Here is a 16,582-nt window from a genome sequence, read left to right on the forward strand (position 1 = left end):
TCCCACCACCCGCACCCCGTACCCACGCACCCCCGTCAGGAGACCGCCATGCCCCGTGTCGTATTCGTCCGTCCGGACGGCACCAAGCAGGAGACCGACGCCGCCGACGGAGCCACCGTCATGCAGGCCGCCACCGCCAACCTGGTGCCCGGCATCGTCGCCGAGTGCGGCGGCGAGCTGTCCTGCGCCACCTGCCACGTCTTCGTGGACGAGCAGTGGCTCGGAACGCTGCCCGCGCCGTCGGAGGACGAGCAGGACATGCTGGAGGCGACGTCCGAGGAACCCACCGAGGCCAGTCGGCTGTGCTGCCAGATCACCCTGGACGCCTCGCTGGACGGCATCGTCGTGCACATTCCGAAGACCCAGAAGTAGGACCGGTCGGAGCACACCATGCACATCGAACCCACTGCGACCGGACGCATCGTCGTGGTCGGCGGCGGTCAGGCCGGCGCGGACTTCGTCGCCGCCCTGCGCATGGCCGGACACCACGGGCCCGTGACCCTCGTCGGCGAGGAACCCGGCCACCCCTACGCCCGTCCGCCGCTGTCCAAGGCGTACCTGTCCGGCCAGGCCACGGCCGAGGACCTGCACATCCGGCCGCCCGCCATGTACGAGCAGCAGGGCATCGACCTGCGCACCGGCACCCGCGTGACGGCGATCGACCGGGCCGGCCGGCAGGTGATCCTGGCCGGCGGCGAGCGGCTGCCGTACGCGCACCTCGTGCTCGCCACCGGCGGCCGGGCCCGCAGACTGGCCGCCCCCGGCCTCGACGACGCGCCCAACGTCCACTACCTCAGGACCCTTGCCGACGTGACCGCCCTGCGTCGGCACTTCGTGCCGGGTGCCCGGCTGGTCGTCGTCGGCGGCGGATACGTCGGCCTCGAAGTGGCCGCGGTCGCCCGCCGGCTCGGCCTGGACGTGACGGTCCTCGAAACGCTGCCCCGCGTCCTGGCCCGGGTGACCGCTCCGCAGGTCTCCGCGTTCTACCAGCGGGTGCACACCGAGGAAGGCGTGGTCATCCGCGTCGACACCGCGGTGACCGGCTTCACCTTCGCCCCCGACGGCTCCGTGACCTCCGTGGAGCTCAAGAGCGGCGGGCGGATCGACGCCGACGTGGTCCTCGTCGGCATCGGACTGGTCCCGAACACCGAACTCGCTGAACAGGCGGGCCTCGCCGTCGACAACGGCATCGTCGTCGACGAGTACTGCCGCACCGAGGACCCCGCCGTCCTCGCCATCGGCGACTGCACCAGGCACCCCTGCGGCGAGCACGGTGGACGCCGTCGCCTCGAATCCGTACCCAACGCCTCCGAACAGGCACGGACCGCCGCCGCCACCGTGACCGGGAACCCACAGCCGTACACCGCCGTGCCGTGGTTCTGGTCCGACCAGTACGACGTCAAGCTCCAGACCTCGGGCCTGTCCACCGGCTACGACGACGTCGTCATCCGGGGCACCACCGAGACCGGGCGCTCCTTCGCCGCCTTCTACTTCAAGGACGGTCGGGTTCGCGCCGCGGACGTGGTGGGCAGCCCCCGGGACTTCACCGCGGCCAGAAAACTGGTCGCGGCCCGCGCCCGGGTCGCTCCCGAGGCACTCCAGGACCTGTCGGTCCCCCTCAAGCAACTGCTCTGAACCACCCCAGACGGGAAACCCAGACATGACGGACAACACGGCGGCCACCACGGCCTCCTCGCGACCGGAACGCTTTCCGGCCGCGATGGACCGCGACTACACGATGCTCATCGACGGCGAGTGGGTGCCCGCGTCCGGCGGCGACACCTTCACCTGCCTCGACCCGTACGACAGCCGCCCCTGGGGCCGTGTCCCCGCCGCCACCGCCGAGGACGTCGACCGGGCCGTACGCGCGGCCCGCCGGGCCTTCGACGAGGACGGCTGGTCCCGCACGCCCGCCTCGCTCCGCGCCGGCCTGCTGCGCAAGCTCGCCGACCTCATCGAGGAGCACGCCGAGGAACTGGCCGTCGCCCAGGTCCACGAGAACGGCAAGCTCATCAGCGAGATGCTGCCCGGAGCCAGGGCCATGGCGGCCCACGCCCGCTATGTGGCCGGCCTCGCGGAGAGCCACCACGGCTCGACCCTGCCGGCCCACCCCGGCTTCACCGCCTACACCGTGCACGAGCCGGTCGGCGTCGTCGCGGCGATCACCCCGTGGAACTCGCCGCTGACGCTGCTGTCGTGGAAGCTGTTCCCCGCGCTCGCGGCCGGCTGCACTCTCGTCATCAAGCCGTCCGAGGTGACCCCCACCTCGACCCTGCGGCTGGCCGAACTCTGCGAGCGGGCCGGCTTCCCCCAGGGCGTCGTCAACGTCGTCACCGGCTTCGGACAGCCGACCGGAGCCGCGCTGGCGGGCCACCCCGGCGTCGACAAGATCGCGTTCACCGGTTCCACCGGGGCGGGCAAGGCCATGCTCAGCGCCGCCGCACCGCGGATCGGCCGGGTCACCCTGGAACTGGGCGGGAAATCACCGAACATCGTCTTCGCCGACGCCGACCTCGACAACGCCGTGCACGGCGTCATGGGCGGCATCTTCGCGGCGACCGGGCAGACCTGCATGGCCGGATCCCGGGTCCTGGTCGAGGACGCCGTGTACGACGAGTTCGTCGACGCCCTGTCGGCGGCCGCGGACAAGCTCGTCCTCGGCGACCCGCTCGACCCGGGGACCGACGTGGGTCCGCTCGCCTGTCGCAACCAGTTCGACAAGGTCCTCGACTACATCGACATCGGGCAGTCCGAGGGCGCCCGGCTGGCCGCGGGCGGCGTACGGGACACCTCCAGCACGGAGCTGGCCGGCGGCCTGTTCGTCCGGCCCACCGTCTTCGCGGGCGTCGACAACTCCTCGCGGCTCGCCCAGGAGGAGATCTTCGGGCCCGTGGCCGGTGTCGTGCGGTTCAGCGGCGAGGACGACGCGGCCCGGCTCGCCAACGACGTCGACTTCGGCCTCGCGGCCGCCGTCTGGACCCGTGACGTGGGGCGCGCCCACCGCATGGTCAGGCGACTGCGCGCGGGCACCGTCTGGGTCAACGCCTATCGCGTCGTCCACTACGGCGTGCCGTTCGGCGGGTTCAAGCAGTCCGGCATCGGCCGTGAACTCGGCCCGGACGCACTCGACGACTACACCGAGACCAAGTCCGTCTGGATCGACGAGGGCAACCCGCAGCTGTTCGGCCGCCACTGAGCCGTGGTACCGGAGAAGGAGAGCTTGATCACCGTGCTCGCACACCAGCACATCTACATCGACGGTGCCTGGCGCAGCCCGTCCGGCGACGAGGTGACCGAGGTGGTCAACCCGGCCACCGAGCAGGTCATCGCCACCGTCCCGAACGCCACGCCCGCCGACGTCGACGCGGCCGTGGCCGCCGCGCGCGCCGCCCTGCCGGCGTGGTCCCGCAAGGCCGCGGGCGAACGCAAGGACTTCCTCGACCGCCTCCACCGCGCACTGGTCGAGCGTGCCGCCACCATCGCCGCCACCATCACCGCGGAGATGGGCGCACCCCGGAAGCTCTCGTCGAACGTCCAGGCCGGACTGCCGATCGCGGTCGCCGAGTCGTACGCCCGGCTGCTGGAGACGTACGCGTTCGAGGAGCGCGTCGGCACCTCGCTCGTCGTCAGGGAACCGATCGGCGTCGTGGCCGCCATCACCCCGTGGAACTATCCGCTCCACCAGGTCGTCGCCAAGGTGGCGGCCGCGTTGGCGGCGGGGTGCACGGTCGTGCTCAAGCCGTCCGAGGTGACCCCGCTCAACGCCTACGTCCTCGCCGAGATCGTCGACGCCGTCGGACTGCCCGCGGGTGTGTTCAACCTCGTGCCCGGCACCGGCCCGGTCGTCGGAGAGGCACTCGTCGCCCATCCGGACATCGACATGGTCTCCTTCACCGGATCGACCCGCGCCGGAAAGCGCATCGGCGAACTCGCCGCGGCCACCGTCAAGAAGGTCGCACTGGAACTCGGCGGCAAGTCCGCCAACATCGTCCTCCCGGACGCCGACCTGGACTTCGCGGTCCGCGAGGGCGTGGCCAACGTTCTGAGCAACTCGGGCCAGACCTGCACGGCATGGACCCGGATGCTGGTGCACCGGGATTCCTACGAGCGCGCCGTCGAGCTGGCCCGGGAGGCGGCCGAGAACACCGTGGTGGGCGACCCCACCGACGAGCGGACCCAGGTCGGCCCGGTCGCCTCGGAGGTCCAGCGCGACCGCGTGCGCGCCTACATCACCGAGGGCATCGACCAGGGCGCCCGGCTGGTGACGGGCGGAGCCGAGCCGCCGGCCGGCCTGGCCGCCGGCTACTACGTGCGCCCCACCGTCTTCGCCGACGTCACCGAGGACATGACCATCGCCCAGGAGGAGATCTTCGGCCCGGTCGTCGTCCTCATGCCGTACGCGGACGAGGAGGAGGCTCTGCGGATCGCCAACAACTCGCCGTACGGCCTGTCCGGAGCGGTGTTCTCGGCGAGCGAGGAACGTGCCGTCGCGTTCGCCCGCCGTTTGGACACCGGCATGGTCCACATCAACGGCGCACGGCTGAACCTGCTGGCGCCCTTCGGCGGGTACAAGCAGTCCGGCAACGGCCGCGAACTCGGTGTCCACGGTCTTGAGGAGTTCCTCCAGCCGAAGGCACTCCAGCTCCCGGCACCGGCGGCCACGGCAAGGACGACACCATGAACGCTTCCGATCACCCCGCCGCACGGCATTTCCTCTCCGAGATCTGGGACTCCCTCGGAGGAGAGAAGGAAGCCCTGGACCGCGTGCGGTTCGAAGGACAGGGAGCCCTGCGGTCCGCCTTCGCGGTCACCGATCTGGCGGCGGCTTCGTTCGGGGCCGCCGGGCTGGCCCTCAGCGATCTCGTCGCCACCACCGGCGGCGGGCGACCTGAAGTCCGGGTGGACCGGGTTCTCGCCAGTGGTTGGTTCGATCTGCCGGTCGGCCCTTCCCAGCCCCTCGACCCGTCGGCACGGCAGGGCGTTCCGCACACCTGGATGTGCGAGTTCCAGACGGCCGACGACCGGTGGCTTCGCGTGCAGGCGACGTTCCCGACCCTGCGGGACCGTATCGCGCGAGCACTCGGCACGGCGGAGGACACGGCCGCGTTCGAGGCGGAGATCCGCAGGCACCAGGCGGAGGACATCGAACGGTCGCTGGTCGACGCGGGCGCCGCTGTCGCCGTCAGCCGCACGGTCGAGGAATGGCGCGGACACGCCCAGGGCCGCGCCGTGGCCACGGAACCCGTCGTGCGCGTCGAGCCCGGTGACGCGGGTGCCGACACCTGGAAGCCGACGCCAGGACGTCCACTGGCCGGCATCCGCGTGCTCGACCTGACCCGGGTCATCTCCGGCCCCATGGCCACCCGGTTCCTGGCGGCCTGCGGCGCCGAAGTACTGCGCCTCGACCGTCCCGGCTCGGACGAGAGCAGCGGCGTCTTCGGCCGGGGCAGCGACATCATGCTCGGCAAGCGATGGGCGCTCCTCGACCTGCGGACCGCCGACGGACGGGATCGGTTCCTCGAACTGTTGGTCGAGGCGGACGTGCTCGTCCACGGATACCGCCCCGGCGGTCTGGACAGCCTGGTCGCCCCCGAGGTCCGGGCCGCCGTACGGCCGGGCCTGGTGGAAGTGGCACTCAACGCCTACGGCTGGACAGGTCCGTGGAAGGACCGCAGAGGCTTCGACACCCTCGTGCAGTACAGCAGCGGCCTCGCCGACGCGACGACGGCCTGGGCTCTCGCCGACCCGGAGCACAGGACACCGATCAACGCGCTCGGCCGGCTGGTCGACGCCGACCGGCCCCGTCACCTGCCGGTCGAGGCACTCGACTTCGCCACCGGATACCAGATCGCCGCAGCGGCGATCCGGGGACTGACGCGGCGAGTGACAACGGGCGAAGGCTCGGTCTCCCGGCTCTCCCTCGCCCGGACCGCGGCGATGCTGATGGGTGCGGGCCAGGTCGCCGAGGAACCGGAGATCCGGCTGCCGCTCGACGGGCCGTACGAGGACCGCGTCCATGTGAGCGGTGACGGCAGCCCGGTCAGGCGGCTGCGGTTTCCCGTCACGGTCGAGGAGGCCCCGTTGTTCTGGGAGCGGCCGTTCGAAGCGGCGGGATCCTCCGTGCCGAGGTGGTCCACCACGGGTTGATCCTGGTTCGTTCCTCCGACGGCGGGACGAGCGCGAGAGCGCCACGGCGGGCCCAGGCGCCGCCGCCCTCAGGGCGCCTCGGGTCCGCCGCGGTCTCCTCGCGGAGCGTGGCACCTGCATACGGCCGTCGCCGCGCGCACGCCGTCGCGGGGACCGACACGGGCCCGCCGGCTCACCGCGTCACACGCGGGAAGAGCCGTTCGACGGCGGCGACCACGGCGGCGCGGCGAGCGGCGAGGGACGGGTCCGCGGCCCGCTCCGTCGCTATCGCGCCGATCTCGGTCTGGGCCGCCCATGTGGTGGCGATCTGGTTGACCAGGGCGAGGACATCGACGGGGTCCCAGACGGGATCGAGCTGACCCGCCCGCTGTGCCTCGCGCAACTGGTCGATCTTGCAGGCGACGGTCTCCCGAATCGTGTCGGCGCCGGGTGACGCGGTGGTCCCGGTGAGTTCGAGGCGCCCCCAGGTGATCAGCCGGTGGTGGTCGGGGCGGTTGATCGTGAAGTGGTCGTAGAGGTGGCCCGCGTAGCCCGGCAGATCGGCCGGGTCCATGGGGGTGGCCTGCGCGACCCGGGCCAGTTCCAGCAGGGACACGTGTGCGTAGAGCGCCTCCTTGCCGCGGAAGTGGGCGTAGACGCGCTCCTTGCTGGTCCTGGCCTGCTTGGCGATGCGGTCCACCCGGGCACCGGCGATTCCGTGGCGGGCGAACTCCTCCGTGGCGGCGGCGACGATCCGCTCGCGGGTGGAGTCGGCGCCTTCCGAGGCGGAGGGCGCGGCGGTCGGGTCGGTCGTCGGGCGAGGCATAGGGCCCGGATAGGCGACCGAACCGTTTGGTTTGGAATTGCCGAGAGTCGACGTTAGAGTCAAACCGAACGGTTCGGTTTGGTACTGGACGGTCTCGCACTCATGTCTGGAGAGAACTCATGCACCACCGCGATCTGGGATCCCAGGGTCTGCGCGTCTCCGCGCTCGGCCTCGGCACCATGGGAATGACCCTCGCCTACGGCTCCTCGAACGACGAGGAGAGCACCGCCACCCTCCGCCGAGCCCATGAACTCGGGGTGGACTTCTTCGACACCGCCGAGCTGTACGGCCTCGGCACCGGCAGCAACGAGATCCTGCTCGGCAAGGCCGTGAAGGGCTTCCGCGACGAGGTGGTCCTGGCCACCAAGTTCGGGTTCGACATGACCGCGCAGCAGATCGGCGCCGGGTTCGACAGCCGGCCGGAGAACATCCGCAAGGTCGCCGAGAACAGCCTGCGCTACCTGCGGACCGACCGCATCGACCTCTTCTACCAGCACGCCGCCGACCCCGACGTGCCGGCCGAGGAGGTCGCGGGCGTGGTCGGCGAACTGATCGCCGAGGGCAAGGTGAAGTACTTCGGTCTGAGCAACGTCGGCCCCCAGTACATCCGCCGCGCCCATGCCGTCACTCCGGTCACGGCCCTGCAGTCCGAGTACTCGCTCTTCGAGCGGGAGGTGGAGGAGAAGATCCTGCCGGTCCTGCGGGAGCTGGGCATCGGGTTCGTCCCGTACTCCCCGCTCGGCCGCGGCTTCCTGACCGGCGTGGTCAAGCCCGCCGCCGAGTACCCGGCGGACGACATGCGCAGCTGGGACGAGCGCTGGCAGGGCGACAACTACACGTACAACCTCGACGCCACCGAGCAGTTGAGGAAGCTCGCCGCCGCCAAGGGCATCACCGCCGCCCAGCTCGCGCTGGCCTGGCTGCTCGCCCAGGGCGACGACGTGGTCCCGATCCCCGGCACCCGCAACGCCGACCGTCTGGCGGAGAACATCGCCGCGGCCGACGTCGAACTCACCGGCGCCGATCTTGAGCAGATCAGGCAGATCCTGCCCCGGGGTTCCGCCGGAAGCCGGTACCCGGCCGCCATGCTGGCCACGATGTCGACCGACTGACTCCCGGGCCTCGGTGACCGGTCGCCCGAGGGAGCGCCATCGGTGTCTCGAACGCTCCTCGGGCGGCGGGGCCGCGATCCGGCTCAGGAGAGCTCAGGAGAGCCGGACGGGGAGTTTGTCGAACGCGACCAGACGATCGGTGCGGACCTCGGAGGGCTCACCGGCGAGTTCGACGGAGGAGTACCGCTCGGCGACGAGGCCGAGGATCGTGGCGGTCTCGGCCCGTGCCAGCAGCTGCCCGGCACACGCGTGGGTACCGAGGCCGAACGTCAGGTTCCGGCTCGCGTCCGGCGGTCGGTGGTAGTCGAACTCGTCGGGGTTCTCGAAGACCGCCGGATCCCGGTTCGCGGCGCCGATCGGGTACTTGACGCAGGAACCGGCGGGGATGGGCACGCCCTGGATCTCGATGTCCTCGTTCGGGAAGCGGGTGATGATGAGCTCCACCGAATTCAGGCGCGGCAGCTCGTTGATGAAGGCGTCCCGGATCTCCGGCTTCTCCCGAACTCGCGCATCAGGTCAGGCCGCACGGCGAACAGCTTGAATCCGGCACCGATGAGGTAGGCGGGGTTCGGGCCGCCCGACATGTACAGCAGCACGGTGGTTTCCAGCACCTCGCGCCAGGTGAGCTCGCCGCGTGCCTGGGCCGCGAGGAGTTCGTCGACCAGCCCGGTTCCGGGCTCCTCGGAGCTCTGCTTCTCCCGCACGTACCGCTCGGTCTCGGCGAACATGAAGTTCATGCCGGCCAGCGACCTGGCGTGGATGTCCTCACCGGGTGCGGTCGCGTTGATGAGCATCGCGTCCCACAGCGCCCAGAACATCCCCTCCACATCACCCACGGGCATGTCGAGGATGCGGCACATCGTCAGATGGGTCGGCATCACGCCCAGGTCGAAGTGGGCGTCCACCACCTCGCCCGGGGCGAGCCTGTCGAGCGCCTCGACGGTGAAGTCGTGCGTCAACCGCGCCCAGGTGCCGATCATCTTCGGTGTCAGCCAGCGGTTCGTCAGCCGTCGCATCCGGGTGTGTTCCGGCGCGTCCTTCGACAGGACGGTGTTGTCGAACGCGGTCCACGGTCGGCGCAGCCCGGCGACATCGTGCCGCTGGTGCAGCACCTCGCTCTTGTAGGTGGCCATGTCGACGCCGCTGGGGCAGTCGCTCGAACAGCCTTTGCATGCGAGGCACAGGTCGAGGGCGTCGGCCACGGCCGGGTCCTGCAGACCGCCCTGCAGGAGCCCACCGTCGAGCGCCTCCTGGAGCACCCGGGCACGGCCGCGGGTCGAGTCCCGTTCGTCGCCCGTGGCGAGATAGGACGGGCACATCACCCCCGTGGTTTTCGGGGCCACACACTTGCCCACACCGGTGCAGCGGTGCACGGCGGCACCGAGGTCCCCGGCGTCGTGCACCAGCCGCAGACCGGAGCGCACCGGCGCCTGGGGCCGTACCGGCCGCAGATCGTCGGTGATCGCGACCGGGTCGGCGATGATGCCGGGGTTGAGGATGTCATCGGGGTCGCAGACGGCCTTCACCTCCCGGAACAGGGCGAGGGACGTCTCGTCGTACATCAGTGGCAACAGCTCACCGCGGACCCGGCCGTCACCGTGCTCACCCGACAGGGTGCCGCGGTAGTCGCGCAGCCGTGTCGCACAGGCGGTCATGAAGTCGCGGAAGACTCCGGCCGAGGCCGGGTCGCCGGGCCGGAACGGGAAGTCGATGCGGCAGTGGACGCAGCCGTCGCCGAAGTGCCCGTACGGGATGCCCTGGAGGCCGTGTCCTCGCAGGAGTTCCTCGAAGTCGCGCAGCCACGCGCCGAGGTGCTCCGGCGGCACGGCGGCGTCCTCCCATCCGCCGTACGCCGGCGTCGGCAGCGACCGGCCCGCGAGCCCGGCGCCGTCCTCGCGGATGCGCCACAGCGCGACTGCCTCACGGGGATCGTCGACGAGACGGGTGTCCAGCGCGGCGCCGGCGGCGACCAGTCGCCGGAGCGCATCCGTCACGTCCTCGCCCGCCACCTCCGCGAACAGCCAGCCGTTTCCCCGCGGCAGGTCGGGCACCGCGGAGCCCTTCGCGCGCACCAGGTCCACGATGCGCGAGTCCATGCCCTCGCACGCGACGAGACAGCCGGTCGCCGCGGCGAGCAACGCCGGTACGGCATCGGCCGCGTCGGCCATCGTCGGGTACCCGAGCACTAGCAGCCTGCGCTCGACCCGGTCGTCGACGAGGCGGACGGTCGCCTCCAGGACCGTGGCCAGTGATCCCTCGCTGCCGACCAGGAACCGTTCGACGCGGCGCCGCTCGGGCAGCAGGTGCTCCAGGCCGTAGCCGCTGACCTGGCGGCCGAAGCGGCCGAACTCGGTGCGCAGATGGGCGAGGTTGGCGTCGCCGACGCGCGCCAGCCGCGTCGCGGTGTCACCACCCGGCCGCCCGCCCTCTCCAGGGCGAGTTCGCCGTTTCCGTACAGCACGCGCAGCGACTCGACGTTGTCCACCGTCCGCCCGTAGCCCAGTGCCCGCGACCCGCAGGCGTTGTTGCCGATCATTCCGCCGACCGTGCAGCGGCTGTGCGAGGAGGGGTCCGGTCCGAACCGCAGGCCATGGGGCGCCGCCGCACGCTGCAGGTCCGCGTGCACCACGCCCGGTTCGACGCGCGCCGTACGCGCGACCGGGTCGATGTCGAGCACCTGGTTGAACCCGCGGGTGTCGACGACGATGCCGCTTCCGACCGCGTTGCCTGCGATGCTGGTGCCCGCGCCGCGCATGGTCAGCGGTATGCGCAGCTCACGCGCCACCTCATGGGCCGCGATCACGTCGGCCTCGCCGCGCGCTTTCACGACTGCGGACGGAACGACGCGGTAGAGGCTCGCGTCCGACGAGTACAGAGCTCGCGTCAGCTGCGAGTCGTCGAACTCGACTCCTGCGGCGCGTAGAGCGGCGGCGAGGTGGGTGTGAACGGGCATACCTCAGACTAACTAACGTACGGTAGTTTCCCGCGTCGCACGCAGGTGAAGGAGATTCGGTGACCGAGGAGCGGTGGCCCCACGCCGTCGAGGAGTTCGACAAGCACCTCAGCGAACTCGACTGGAGTCGCCAGAGCGCCTCTCGGCGGGCGATCCTGGAGGCGTTCCTCCGGCTGGCCACCGAGAACGGCTTCAACTCGGTCACCATGCGCATGATCGCCAAGGAGATGTCGATCAAGGCGCCGAGCCTGTACAACCACTTCCCGGAGGGCCGCGAGGAGATCGTGGCGGAGTCCCTCCGCTGGCACTTCTACAAGTTCGGCATCGCCCTGCTCGAAGAGGTGCGGGGCGTCCAGGACCCCGGGGAGGGCTGGCGCCGGATGGTGCGGGTGCACCTGACGCGACAGATCGAACTGCCCGAGAGCAACCTGTGGGACCTGCTGGTGGCGACCGACCAGGTCGTCCACTTCCTCGCGCCGACGCTCCGGCAGGAAGTCGACGCCTGGGTCGACCTGTACGAGGCGCTCTACCGTGCCGCGGCCGAGGACATGGGCTTCGGGTCGTCTGTCCAGCAGGTCAAGCTCGTGATGACAGTTCTCGAAGGCGCGAGCCGCTGGGCCATGTGGGACGGCCGGAAACGGTCGCTCGCGCCGCTGGCCGAGAAGGCGAACAGGGCGACCCTCGCCCTGCTGGAAGTCGCGAAGGACTGAAGGGGCGAACGATGGCACCGCAGAAATACCCGGCCGGTCCACTCGTCCGCCGGGAAGGGCGGCCGAAAGGCCACGCCTTCGTGCCACCGGGCGAGGGCCGACGACCCGGGGTCGCTCTCATGGAGTGGGAACTGCGGGGCGAGTCATGGACGGACGAGCATCCGCACGACGAGTTCAACTAGGTCCTGGAGGGACACCTGTTCGTCGCGTGCGACGGAGAGACCGTCGAGGCCGTCACAGGCGACGTCGTCCGGGTACCGGCCGGAAGCGTCGGCCGCTACTGGGCGCCGGAATACGCACGCATGGTCGCCGTCTACGCGCCGAACCCGCAGGGGTTGGAAACCCGTGTACACGCCTACACGCGCCTGGAGCCGTCGACGGAGGACACCGCCGGGTCCGCCTCGTAGAGTGCCGCGCAGCGATCTGTAGGCGCTCCCCGCGATCGCTGATATGGCATGTACATCTGCCCGGCGGGCGGAGGGGCGGCTGTCGCATGGTCATGGGTCTGCGTCGGCTCATCGCCGGGCGGTGGTGAAGGCCAGGAGGGGGTCGCGGCCGTCGTGTCCCCAGGGGAAGGGGGTGACGATGCCGGCGATGGCGCGGAAGACCGGGGTGGCGCGGGCCGGTTCTCCGGCGGCACAGAGGGCGTAGGCCAGAAGGTTGAGGTCCGCGATGGCCGCCGCATAGGGCAGGTGGCCCGGCTCGGGCCAGGCGGCCTGGGCCGGTTCCAGGATCCCGGTGGCTTCGTACCCGCTCCACACGCGGTCGGCCGTGAGCGCCTGGACACCGCCTTTGGACAGGGCGGCGTGGTAACGGTCGATCAACGGCAGCAGCGGGAGGCCGGCTGTCGGCGCCGTGGCCGGTGCCGTGGCCCTGACCTGGTCGACGAAGTCCATGGACTGGGCGAGGGAGCCGCATTCCCGGGGTGAGAGGTAGCCGTACATCTGCAGATGGGCTTCGCGGTGCCAGGGGTCTCTCGCGACGATCTCTCGCCAGACGGGGAAGACCTCCGCGCGCGGCCTGCGCCACTGGCGGAGCAGCCCGAGGTGCACGACCCACGGGTTGGGGTCGTAGGGATCCAGGCGGGCTGCCTCCGCGCAGGCCCGCAAGGCATGCTCCGACTCGTCGTGGTGCAAGGGTGTGTGGGTGCCGCGCGCCGCGATTCCCCAGGCGAACAGGGTGTGCGCGTCGGCGCGGTCGGGACGCAGCTCGACCCAGGAGCGCTGGATGCCCGGGCGCGTCACGGCGGCCAGTCGATGGGCCCTGCGGTCCCAGTCGCGACCGGTCGCGTCGAGCAGTCGCTCGACGATCGGGGCGGCGAGCGTCCGCGCGGTGCCTCTGCCGGTGAGTTGTCGGCATGCGCGGCCCAGTTCGGCGTCGTCGAGTTCAGCGGCGAGGCGCGGTGCCGGCTTTCTGCCCAGGCCGCGGATCATGACCGTTCACCCTCCTCGGGAAGCGTCTTGTGGGTGTGGGTGTGGGTGTGAGGTGTGAGGTGCGACGTACGTGCGGGGCGGTCCCGTTTCCCAGCCGGAAGCCGGAAGCCGGAAGCCGGAAGCCGGAAGCCGGAAGCCGGAACCCGGGACCGCCGCTGTGCGCACGTCAGGTGGCGTCGACGTCGGTGGTGGCCAGCTTGGCGTAGACGTCGGGCCGGGCGCTGCGGATGCGTGCCGCGAGGGCCATGCCGGCCAGGAACACGGCCGGGGTGAGCGCGACCAGCGCCCAGTTGACCGTCGCGCCGGCGCCGGTGAACAGGTCCAGGCGCTTGCAGACCAGCACGGTGACCGCGGTGAGGAGGACACCGGCCGCGGCCGGCGCGATCAGGGTGCGCAGGCGTCCCTCGCCGTGCTCGGCGGAGTTGCGGCGGAAGAAGGCGACCACCGCGAAGGCCGCCAGTGCCTGCAGGACGAGGATGCCGACCACACCGGGAGTGTTCACCCACAGGAAGAACTTGGTGTAGGGGTCGACGCCGATCACGGCGAAGGCGGCGACGACCACGACCGCCAGGACGCTCTGGGCGACGCCGGCCACCCACGGCGATCCGTGCCGCGGGTGCACCCGGCCCAGGGCCGCAGGGGCGACATTCTCGACGGACAGGGCGTAGATGTACCGGGTGATGGCGTTGTGGAAGGCGAGCAGGGCGGCGAGCACGCTGGTGACGATCAGGACGCGCTGGACGTCGGTCGCCCAGCCGCCGACGTACTGGGTCATGGCGGTGAAGAACATCTCCGCCGGGTTCTTCGCGGCGGCGGCGACGGCCTGGTCGCTGCCGAACGCCTGCACGATGATCCAGGAGATGAAGGCGTAGAAGAGACCGAGGAAGCCGATCGCGAGGTAGGTGGCGCGGGGCACGGTGCGGTCGGGGTGACGGGCCTCCTCGCGGTAGATGGCCGTGGCCTCGAAGCCGATGAACGCGGCGACGGCCAGACCGAGCGGTCCGCTCATCCCGGAGACGAAGACGTTCGAGGGAGCGAAGGAGTCGAAGGTCAGCCCGCTCGCGCCGCCCTTGACCAGGACCGCGCCGGCGAGCAGCACCAGGATGGCGGTCTCCGCGATCAGCAGCGCGGCCAGAACCTTGGCGCCGAGGTTGATGGAGCGGAAGCCCAGGAACCAGACGACGGCGATGCCGGCGAACGCGTACACCGGCCACGGCAGGTCGACGCCGAGGAGGTCGTTCGCGGTGGTGGAGGCGAAGAAGCCGAAGGCGCCGAACATGCCGATCTGGAGCGAGTTGTACGAGAACACCGCGAGGAACGCCGCCCCCAGCCCCGCCGGACGTCCGAGACCTCGGGCGATGTACGAGTAGAAGGCACCGGCGTTGCGGATGTACGGCGTCATCGCCGTGAAGCCGACCGCGAAGAGGACCAGCACCACGCCGACGGCCAGGTAGGCGACCGGGGCGCCGATGCCGCCGAAGAGGATGGCGAGGGGGGCCACGCCGGCCATCACCGTGAGCGGGGCGGCCGCGGCGACGACGAAGAATACGATGTCGGCGACGCCGAGGCTGCCGCGCTGGAGGTGAGAACTCTGGTCCGTCCCCGCGGCCGGCGGGGACTGGTGGGGAGCGGTGGGGACAAGGGGCTCGGTCATGGAGGGCTCCGCGTGGTGTGTGTCGAGGAGGGGGCGGAACGTCCAGGAGACGCAGACCGGTCGTGACGCTACCTAGGTCTATCGTCTCCCGGCACGCGTGCCGGGGGGAGTGGGGGCGTCGTGGGTACGCCGGCCGGCGAGCCAGGTGCCCAGGACGGGGAGGTGCGCGAGGTCACCGGGGGCGGTCCCGGCCGGATCGGCGGCGAGATGCACCAGGTCGGCGCGCATTCCAGGACGCAGCGCGCCCCATTCCTTCTCCTCGAACGCCTGGTGGGCGCATCCCGCGGAGTAGGCGGCGAGAGCGGCGTCGATGTCTATCCGCTCCTCGGGGAGCCAGCCGCCCTCGGGTTTTCCCTCGGGCGTCTGACGGGTGACCGCGGTGGCGATGCCCCGCAGTGGTTCATGGGCGGTGACCGGCCAGTCGCTGCCGAACGAGATCCGGGCGCCGAGTCGAGCAGAGCGGCGATCTGGTACTGCCGCGCGCCGCGTTCCGGGCCGATCCTCGGCAGGGTCAGCTCGGTCATCAGAGGGTCGGGCTGGGCCCAGAGCGGCTGGAGGTTGGCGACCACGCCGAGGGCCGCGAACCGGGCCAGGTCATCGGGGTGGATCAGCTGGGCGTGGGCGACGACCGGACGGCGGTCGCGGGCGCCGTTGGCGTGGGCGGCGGCCTCGATCGCGTCCAGAGCCATCCGCACTCCGCCGTCGCCGATGGCGTGCAGGTGCGCGCGGAAGCCGAGTGCGTCGACGGCGGTGACGGCCTCGGCGAGTTCGCGGGGGGACCAATTGGCCATGCCGTGCGAGTGCGGGCAGTCGGTGTAGGGCTCTAGGAGGGCCGCGGTGCCGGACTCGATGACGCCGTCGGCGAAGAACTTCACGCTCCGCGCGGTCAGCAGCCCGGGAGCGGAGCTCTTCACCTTGTCCCGGTCCGCCGTGAACCGGCGGATGCGCTCGCGCCAGCCGTCGGGTTCCAGGACGAAGGCGAGGTCGGCTCGCAGGGGAAGCCCCGGCCCGGTGGTCGCGGCGGTGACCCAGACGTCGGCCTGGTGCGGTTCGACCCAGGCGTCCTGCACCCAGGTCACGCCGGCCTCGGCGAACCGGGCCGCGGCTTCGCGCAGCGCCGCCACCTGTGCCTCGTGGGACGCCATGGGAATGAGGGCGAGCACCGGGCCCAGGGCGCCGAACTCGCGCAGGGTGCCCAGCGGCTCCTCGGATCCGTCGCGGCGCAGGATCTCCCCGCCCATCGGATCGGGGGTGCCGGCGGTGTAACCGGCCCGGCGCAGGGCCTCGCTGTTCACCCAGGCGGTGTGATGGTCCATGGTGCGCAGGACGACGGGGCGGTCGGGTACGGCGTCGTCCAGCCACCGGGCGTCGAACCGGCCGCCGGGGGCGAGCCACGGATCGAAGCCGTCACCGGTGATCCACTCCGCCTCCGGGTGTTCGGCGGCCCAGCCCCGTACGGTCTCGACGATCTCCTCGACGCTTCCACGGTCCCGGACCGGCACACCGGCCAGACCCAGACCTCCCATCACCGGGTGCGCATGGCCGTCGCCGAACGCCGGCAGCAGGGCCCCGCCGACCAGGTCGACGACGGTGGTACGCGGCCCCCGGGCGGCCAGAGCCTGTGCACCGAGGGCGGTGATCCGGCCGCCGGTGACGGCGAGGGCGTCGTGGACGGGGTCGTCCGAGGCCCCGGTCCGGACGGTCCCTCCGGTGAAGACGATGTCGGCGTGCATGACGTGTGGCGGTGCCTTTCCTTCAGCCGACCGCC

The 16,582-nt window shown here is 71.3% G+C and carries 15 protein-coding genes and 1 pseudogene; 9 read left to right on the forward strand and 7 right to left on the reverse strand.

Translation table 11 applies throughout. The features are described from left to right. From P1P70_RS00950 to P1P70_RS00970, 5 genes are all read left to right on the forward strand, one after another. The coding region (locus P1P70_RS00950; protein ID WP_319233693.1) for a 2Fe-2S iron-sulfur cluster-binding protein at window positions 1-372 on the forward strand (372 nt) is incomplete at its 5' end. Between the two features lie 18 nt (window positions 373-390). Beyond that, window positions 391-1,635 (forward strand): NAD(P)/FAD-dependent oxidoreductase, encoded by a 1,245-nt coding sequence (locus P1P70_RS00955; protein ID WP_319233695.1) that lies wholly within the window; start codon window positions 391-393, stop codon window positions 1,633-1,635. 25 nt (window positions 1,636-1,660) lie between these two features. Next, window positions 1,661-3,196: an aldehyde dehydrogenase gene (locus tag P1P70_RS00960; protein ID WP_319233697.1), complete on the forward strand. Its 1,536-nt coding sequence runs from the start codon at window positions 1,661-1,663 to the stop codon at window positions 3,194-3,196. 33 nt (window positions 3,197-3,229) lie between these two features. Continuing rightward, on the forward strand, window positions 3,230-4,681 hold the full coding sequence (locus P1P70_RS00965; protein ID WP_319233699.1) for an aldehyde dehydrogenase family protein: 1,452 nt from the start codon (window positions 3,230-3,232) through the stop codon (window positions 4,679-4,681). Next, a complete protein-coding gene (locus P1P70_RS00970) occupies window positions 4,678-6,147 on the forward strand; it encodes a CoA transferase (protein ID WP_319233701.1) in 1,470 nt (489 codons plus the stop codon). The genes P1P70_RS00965 and P1P70_RS00970 overlap by 4 nt, the downstream gene beginning before the upstream one ends. A gap of 172 nt (window positions 6,148-6,319) precedes the next feature. On the opposite strand, the gene P1P70_RS00975 is transcribed toward P1P70_RS00970, so the two are convergent. Then, window positions 6,320-6,952 (reverse strand): TetR family transcriptional regulator, encoded by a 633-nt coding sequence (locus P1P70_RS00975; RefSeq protein WP_319233703.1) that lies wholly within the window; start codon window positions 6,950-6,952, stop codon window positions 6,320-6,322. 119 nt (window positions 6,953-7,071) lie between these two features. Between P1P70_RS00975 and P1P70_RS00980 the strand changes: the two genes are divergently transcribed. Beyond that, window positions 7,072-8,064 carry an aldo/keto reductase gene (locus P1P70_RS00980; RefSeq protein WP_319233705.1) on the forward strand — a complete coding sequence of 331 codons (993 nt, stop codon included), beginning with the start codon at window positions 7,072-7,074 and terminating at the stop codon, window positions 8,062-8,064. Window positions 8,065-8,157: 93 nt separating this feature from the next. On the opposite strand, the gene P1P70_RS00985 is transcribed toward P1P70_RS00980, so the two are convergent. Genes P1P70_RS00985 through P1P70_RS00995 form a run of 3 tightly spaced genes read right to left on the reverse strand, consistent with a single transcriptional unit; the run spans window position 8,158 to window position 11,017 of the window. Continuing rightward, a complete protein-coding gene (locus tag P1P70_RS00985; protein ID WP_319233707.1) occupies window positions 8,158-8,508 on the reverse strand; it encodes a cytochrome P450 in 351 nt (116 codons plus the stop codon). 5 nt (window positions 8,509-8,513) lie between these two features. Further along, a complete protein-coding gene (locus P1P70_RS00990) occupies window positions 8,514-10,232 on the reverse strand; it encodes an FAD-linked oxidase C-terminal domain-containing protein (RefSeq protein ID WP_319233709.1) in 1,719 nt (572 codons plus the stop codon). 17 nt (window positions 10,233-10,249) lie between these two features. After that, window positions 10,250-11,017, reverse strand: coding sequence for an FAD-binding oxidoreductase (locus P1P70_RS00995; RefSeq protein ID WP_319233711.1), 768 nt, complete (start codon window positions 11,015-11,017; stop codon window positions 10,250-10,252). Between the two features lie 59 nt (window positions 11,018-11,076). On the opposite strand from P1P70_RS00995, the gene P1P70_RS01000 reads away from it, so the two are divergent. Genes P1P70_RS01000 through P1P70_RS45635 form a run of 3 tightly spaced genes read left to right on the forward strand, consistent with a single transcriptional unit; the run spans window position 11,077 to window position 12,134 of the window. Further along, window positions 11,077-11,727: a TetR/AcrR family transcriptional regulator gene (locus tag P1P70_RS01000; RefSeq protein ID WP_319233713.1), complete on the forward strand. Its 651-nt coding sequence runs from the start codon at window positions 11,077-11,079 to the stop codon at window positions 11,725-11,727. A gap of 11 nt (window positions 11,728-11,738) precedes the next feature. Continuing rightward, window positions 11,739-11,909 carry a hypothetical protein gene (locus P1P70_RS01005; protein WP_319233715.1) on the forward strand — a complete coding sequence of 57 codons (171 nt, stop codon included), beginning with the start codon at window positions 11,739-11,741 and terminating at the stop codon, window positions 11,907-11,909. 3 nt (window positions 11,910-11,912) lie between these two features. Continuing rightward, complete coding sequence (locus P1P70_RS45635; protein ID WP_413471400.1) at window positions 11,913-12,134, forward strand: hypothetical protein; 222 nt, start codon at window positions 11,913-11,915, stop codon at window positions 12,132-12,134. Between the two features lie 108 nt (window positions 12,135-12,242). Here the strand turns inward: P1P70_RS45635 and P1P70_RS01010 are convergent, their stop codons facing one another. The 3 genes and pseudogenes from P1P70_RS01010 to P1P70_RS01025 all read right to left on the reverse strand — a co-directional run bounded on the left by P1P70_RS01010 (window position 12,243) and on the right by P1P70_RS01025 (window position 16,547). Beyond that, window positions 12,243-13,160, reverse strand: a complete 918-nt coding sequence (locus P1P70_RS01010) for a hypothetical protein (RefSeq protein WP_319233717.1) — start codon at window positions 13,158-13,160, stop codon at window positions 12,243-12,245. A 166-nt stretch (window positions 13,161-13,326) separates the two neighbouring features. Then, window positions 13,327-14,814: an APC family permease gene (locus tag P1P70_RS01015; RefSeq protein ID WP_319233718.1), complete on the reverse strand. Its 1,488-nt coding sequence runs from the start codon at window positions 14,812-14,814 to the stop codon at window positions 13,327-13,329. Between the two features lie 78 nt (window positions 14,815-14,892). Next, a pseudogene (locus P1P70_RS01025) lies at window positions 14,893-16,547 on the reverse strand (amidohydrolase). Between the last annotated feature and the right edge of the window lie 35 nt (window positions 16,548-16,582).

Origin of the sequence: Streptomyces sp. MB09-02B (assembly GCF_033794485.1) — a bacterium.
GTDB lineage: Bacteria > Actinomycetota > Actinomycetes > Streptomycetales > Streptomycetaceae > Streptomyces.

What these genes read in the sequence shown, in the direction of transcription:
- P1P70_RS00960 (WP_319233697.1), top strand. Translation starts at nt 1,661, where the DNA reads ATGACGGACAACACGGCGGCCACCACGGCCTCCTCGCGACCGGAACGC.
- P1P70_RS00990 (WP_319233709.1), bottom strand. Translation starts at nt 10,232, where the DNA reads ATGGCCGACGCGGCCGATGCCGTACCGGCGTTGCTCGCCGCGGCGACC.
- P1P70_RS01015 (WP_319233718.1), bottom strand. Translation starts at nt 14,814, where the DNA reads ATGACCGAGCCCCTTGTCCCCACCGCTCCCCACCAGTCCCCGCCGGCC.
- P1P70_RS00975 (WP_319233703.1), bottom strand. Translation starts at nt 6,952, where the DNA reads ATGCCTCGCCCGACGACCGACCCGACCGCCGCGCCCTCCGCCTCGGAA.
- P1P70_RS00955 (WP_319233695.1), top strand. Translation starts at nt 391, where the DNA reads ATGCACATCGAACCCACTGCGACCGGACGCATCGTCGTGGTCGGCGGC.
- P1P70_RS01010 (WP_319233717.1), bottom strand. Translation starts at nt 13,160, where the DNA reads ATGATCCGCGGCCTGGGCAGAAAGCCGGCACCGCGCCTCGCCGCTGAA.
- P1P70_RS00995 (WP_319233711.1), bottom strand. Translation starts at nt 11,017, where the DNA reads ATGCCCGTTCACACCCACCTCGCCGCCGCTCTACGCGCCGCAGGAGTC.
- P1P70_RS00980 (WP_319233705.1), top strand. Translation starts at nt 7,072, where the DNA reads ATGCACCACCGCGATCTGGGATCCCAGGGTCTGCGCGTCTCCGCGCTC.
- P1P70_RS00970 (WP_319233701.1), top strand. Translation starts at nt 4,678, where the DNA reads ATGAACGCTTCCGATCACCCCGCCGCACGGCATTTCCTCTCCGAGATC.
- P1P70_RS01005 (WP_319233715.1), top strand. Translation starts at nt 11,739, where the DNA reads ATGGCACCGCAGAAATACCCGGCCGGTCCACTCGTCCGCCGGGAAGGG.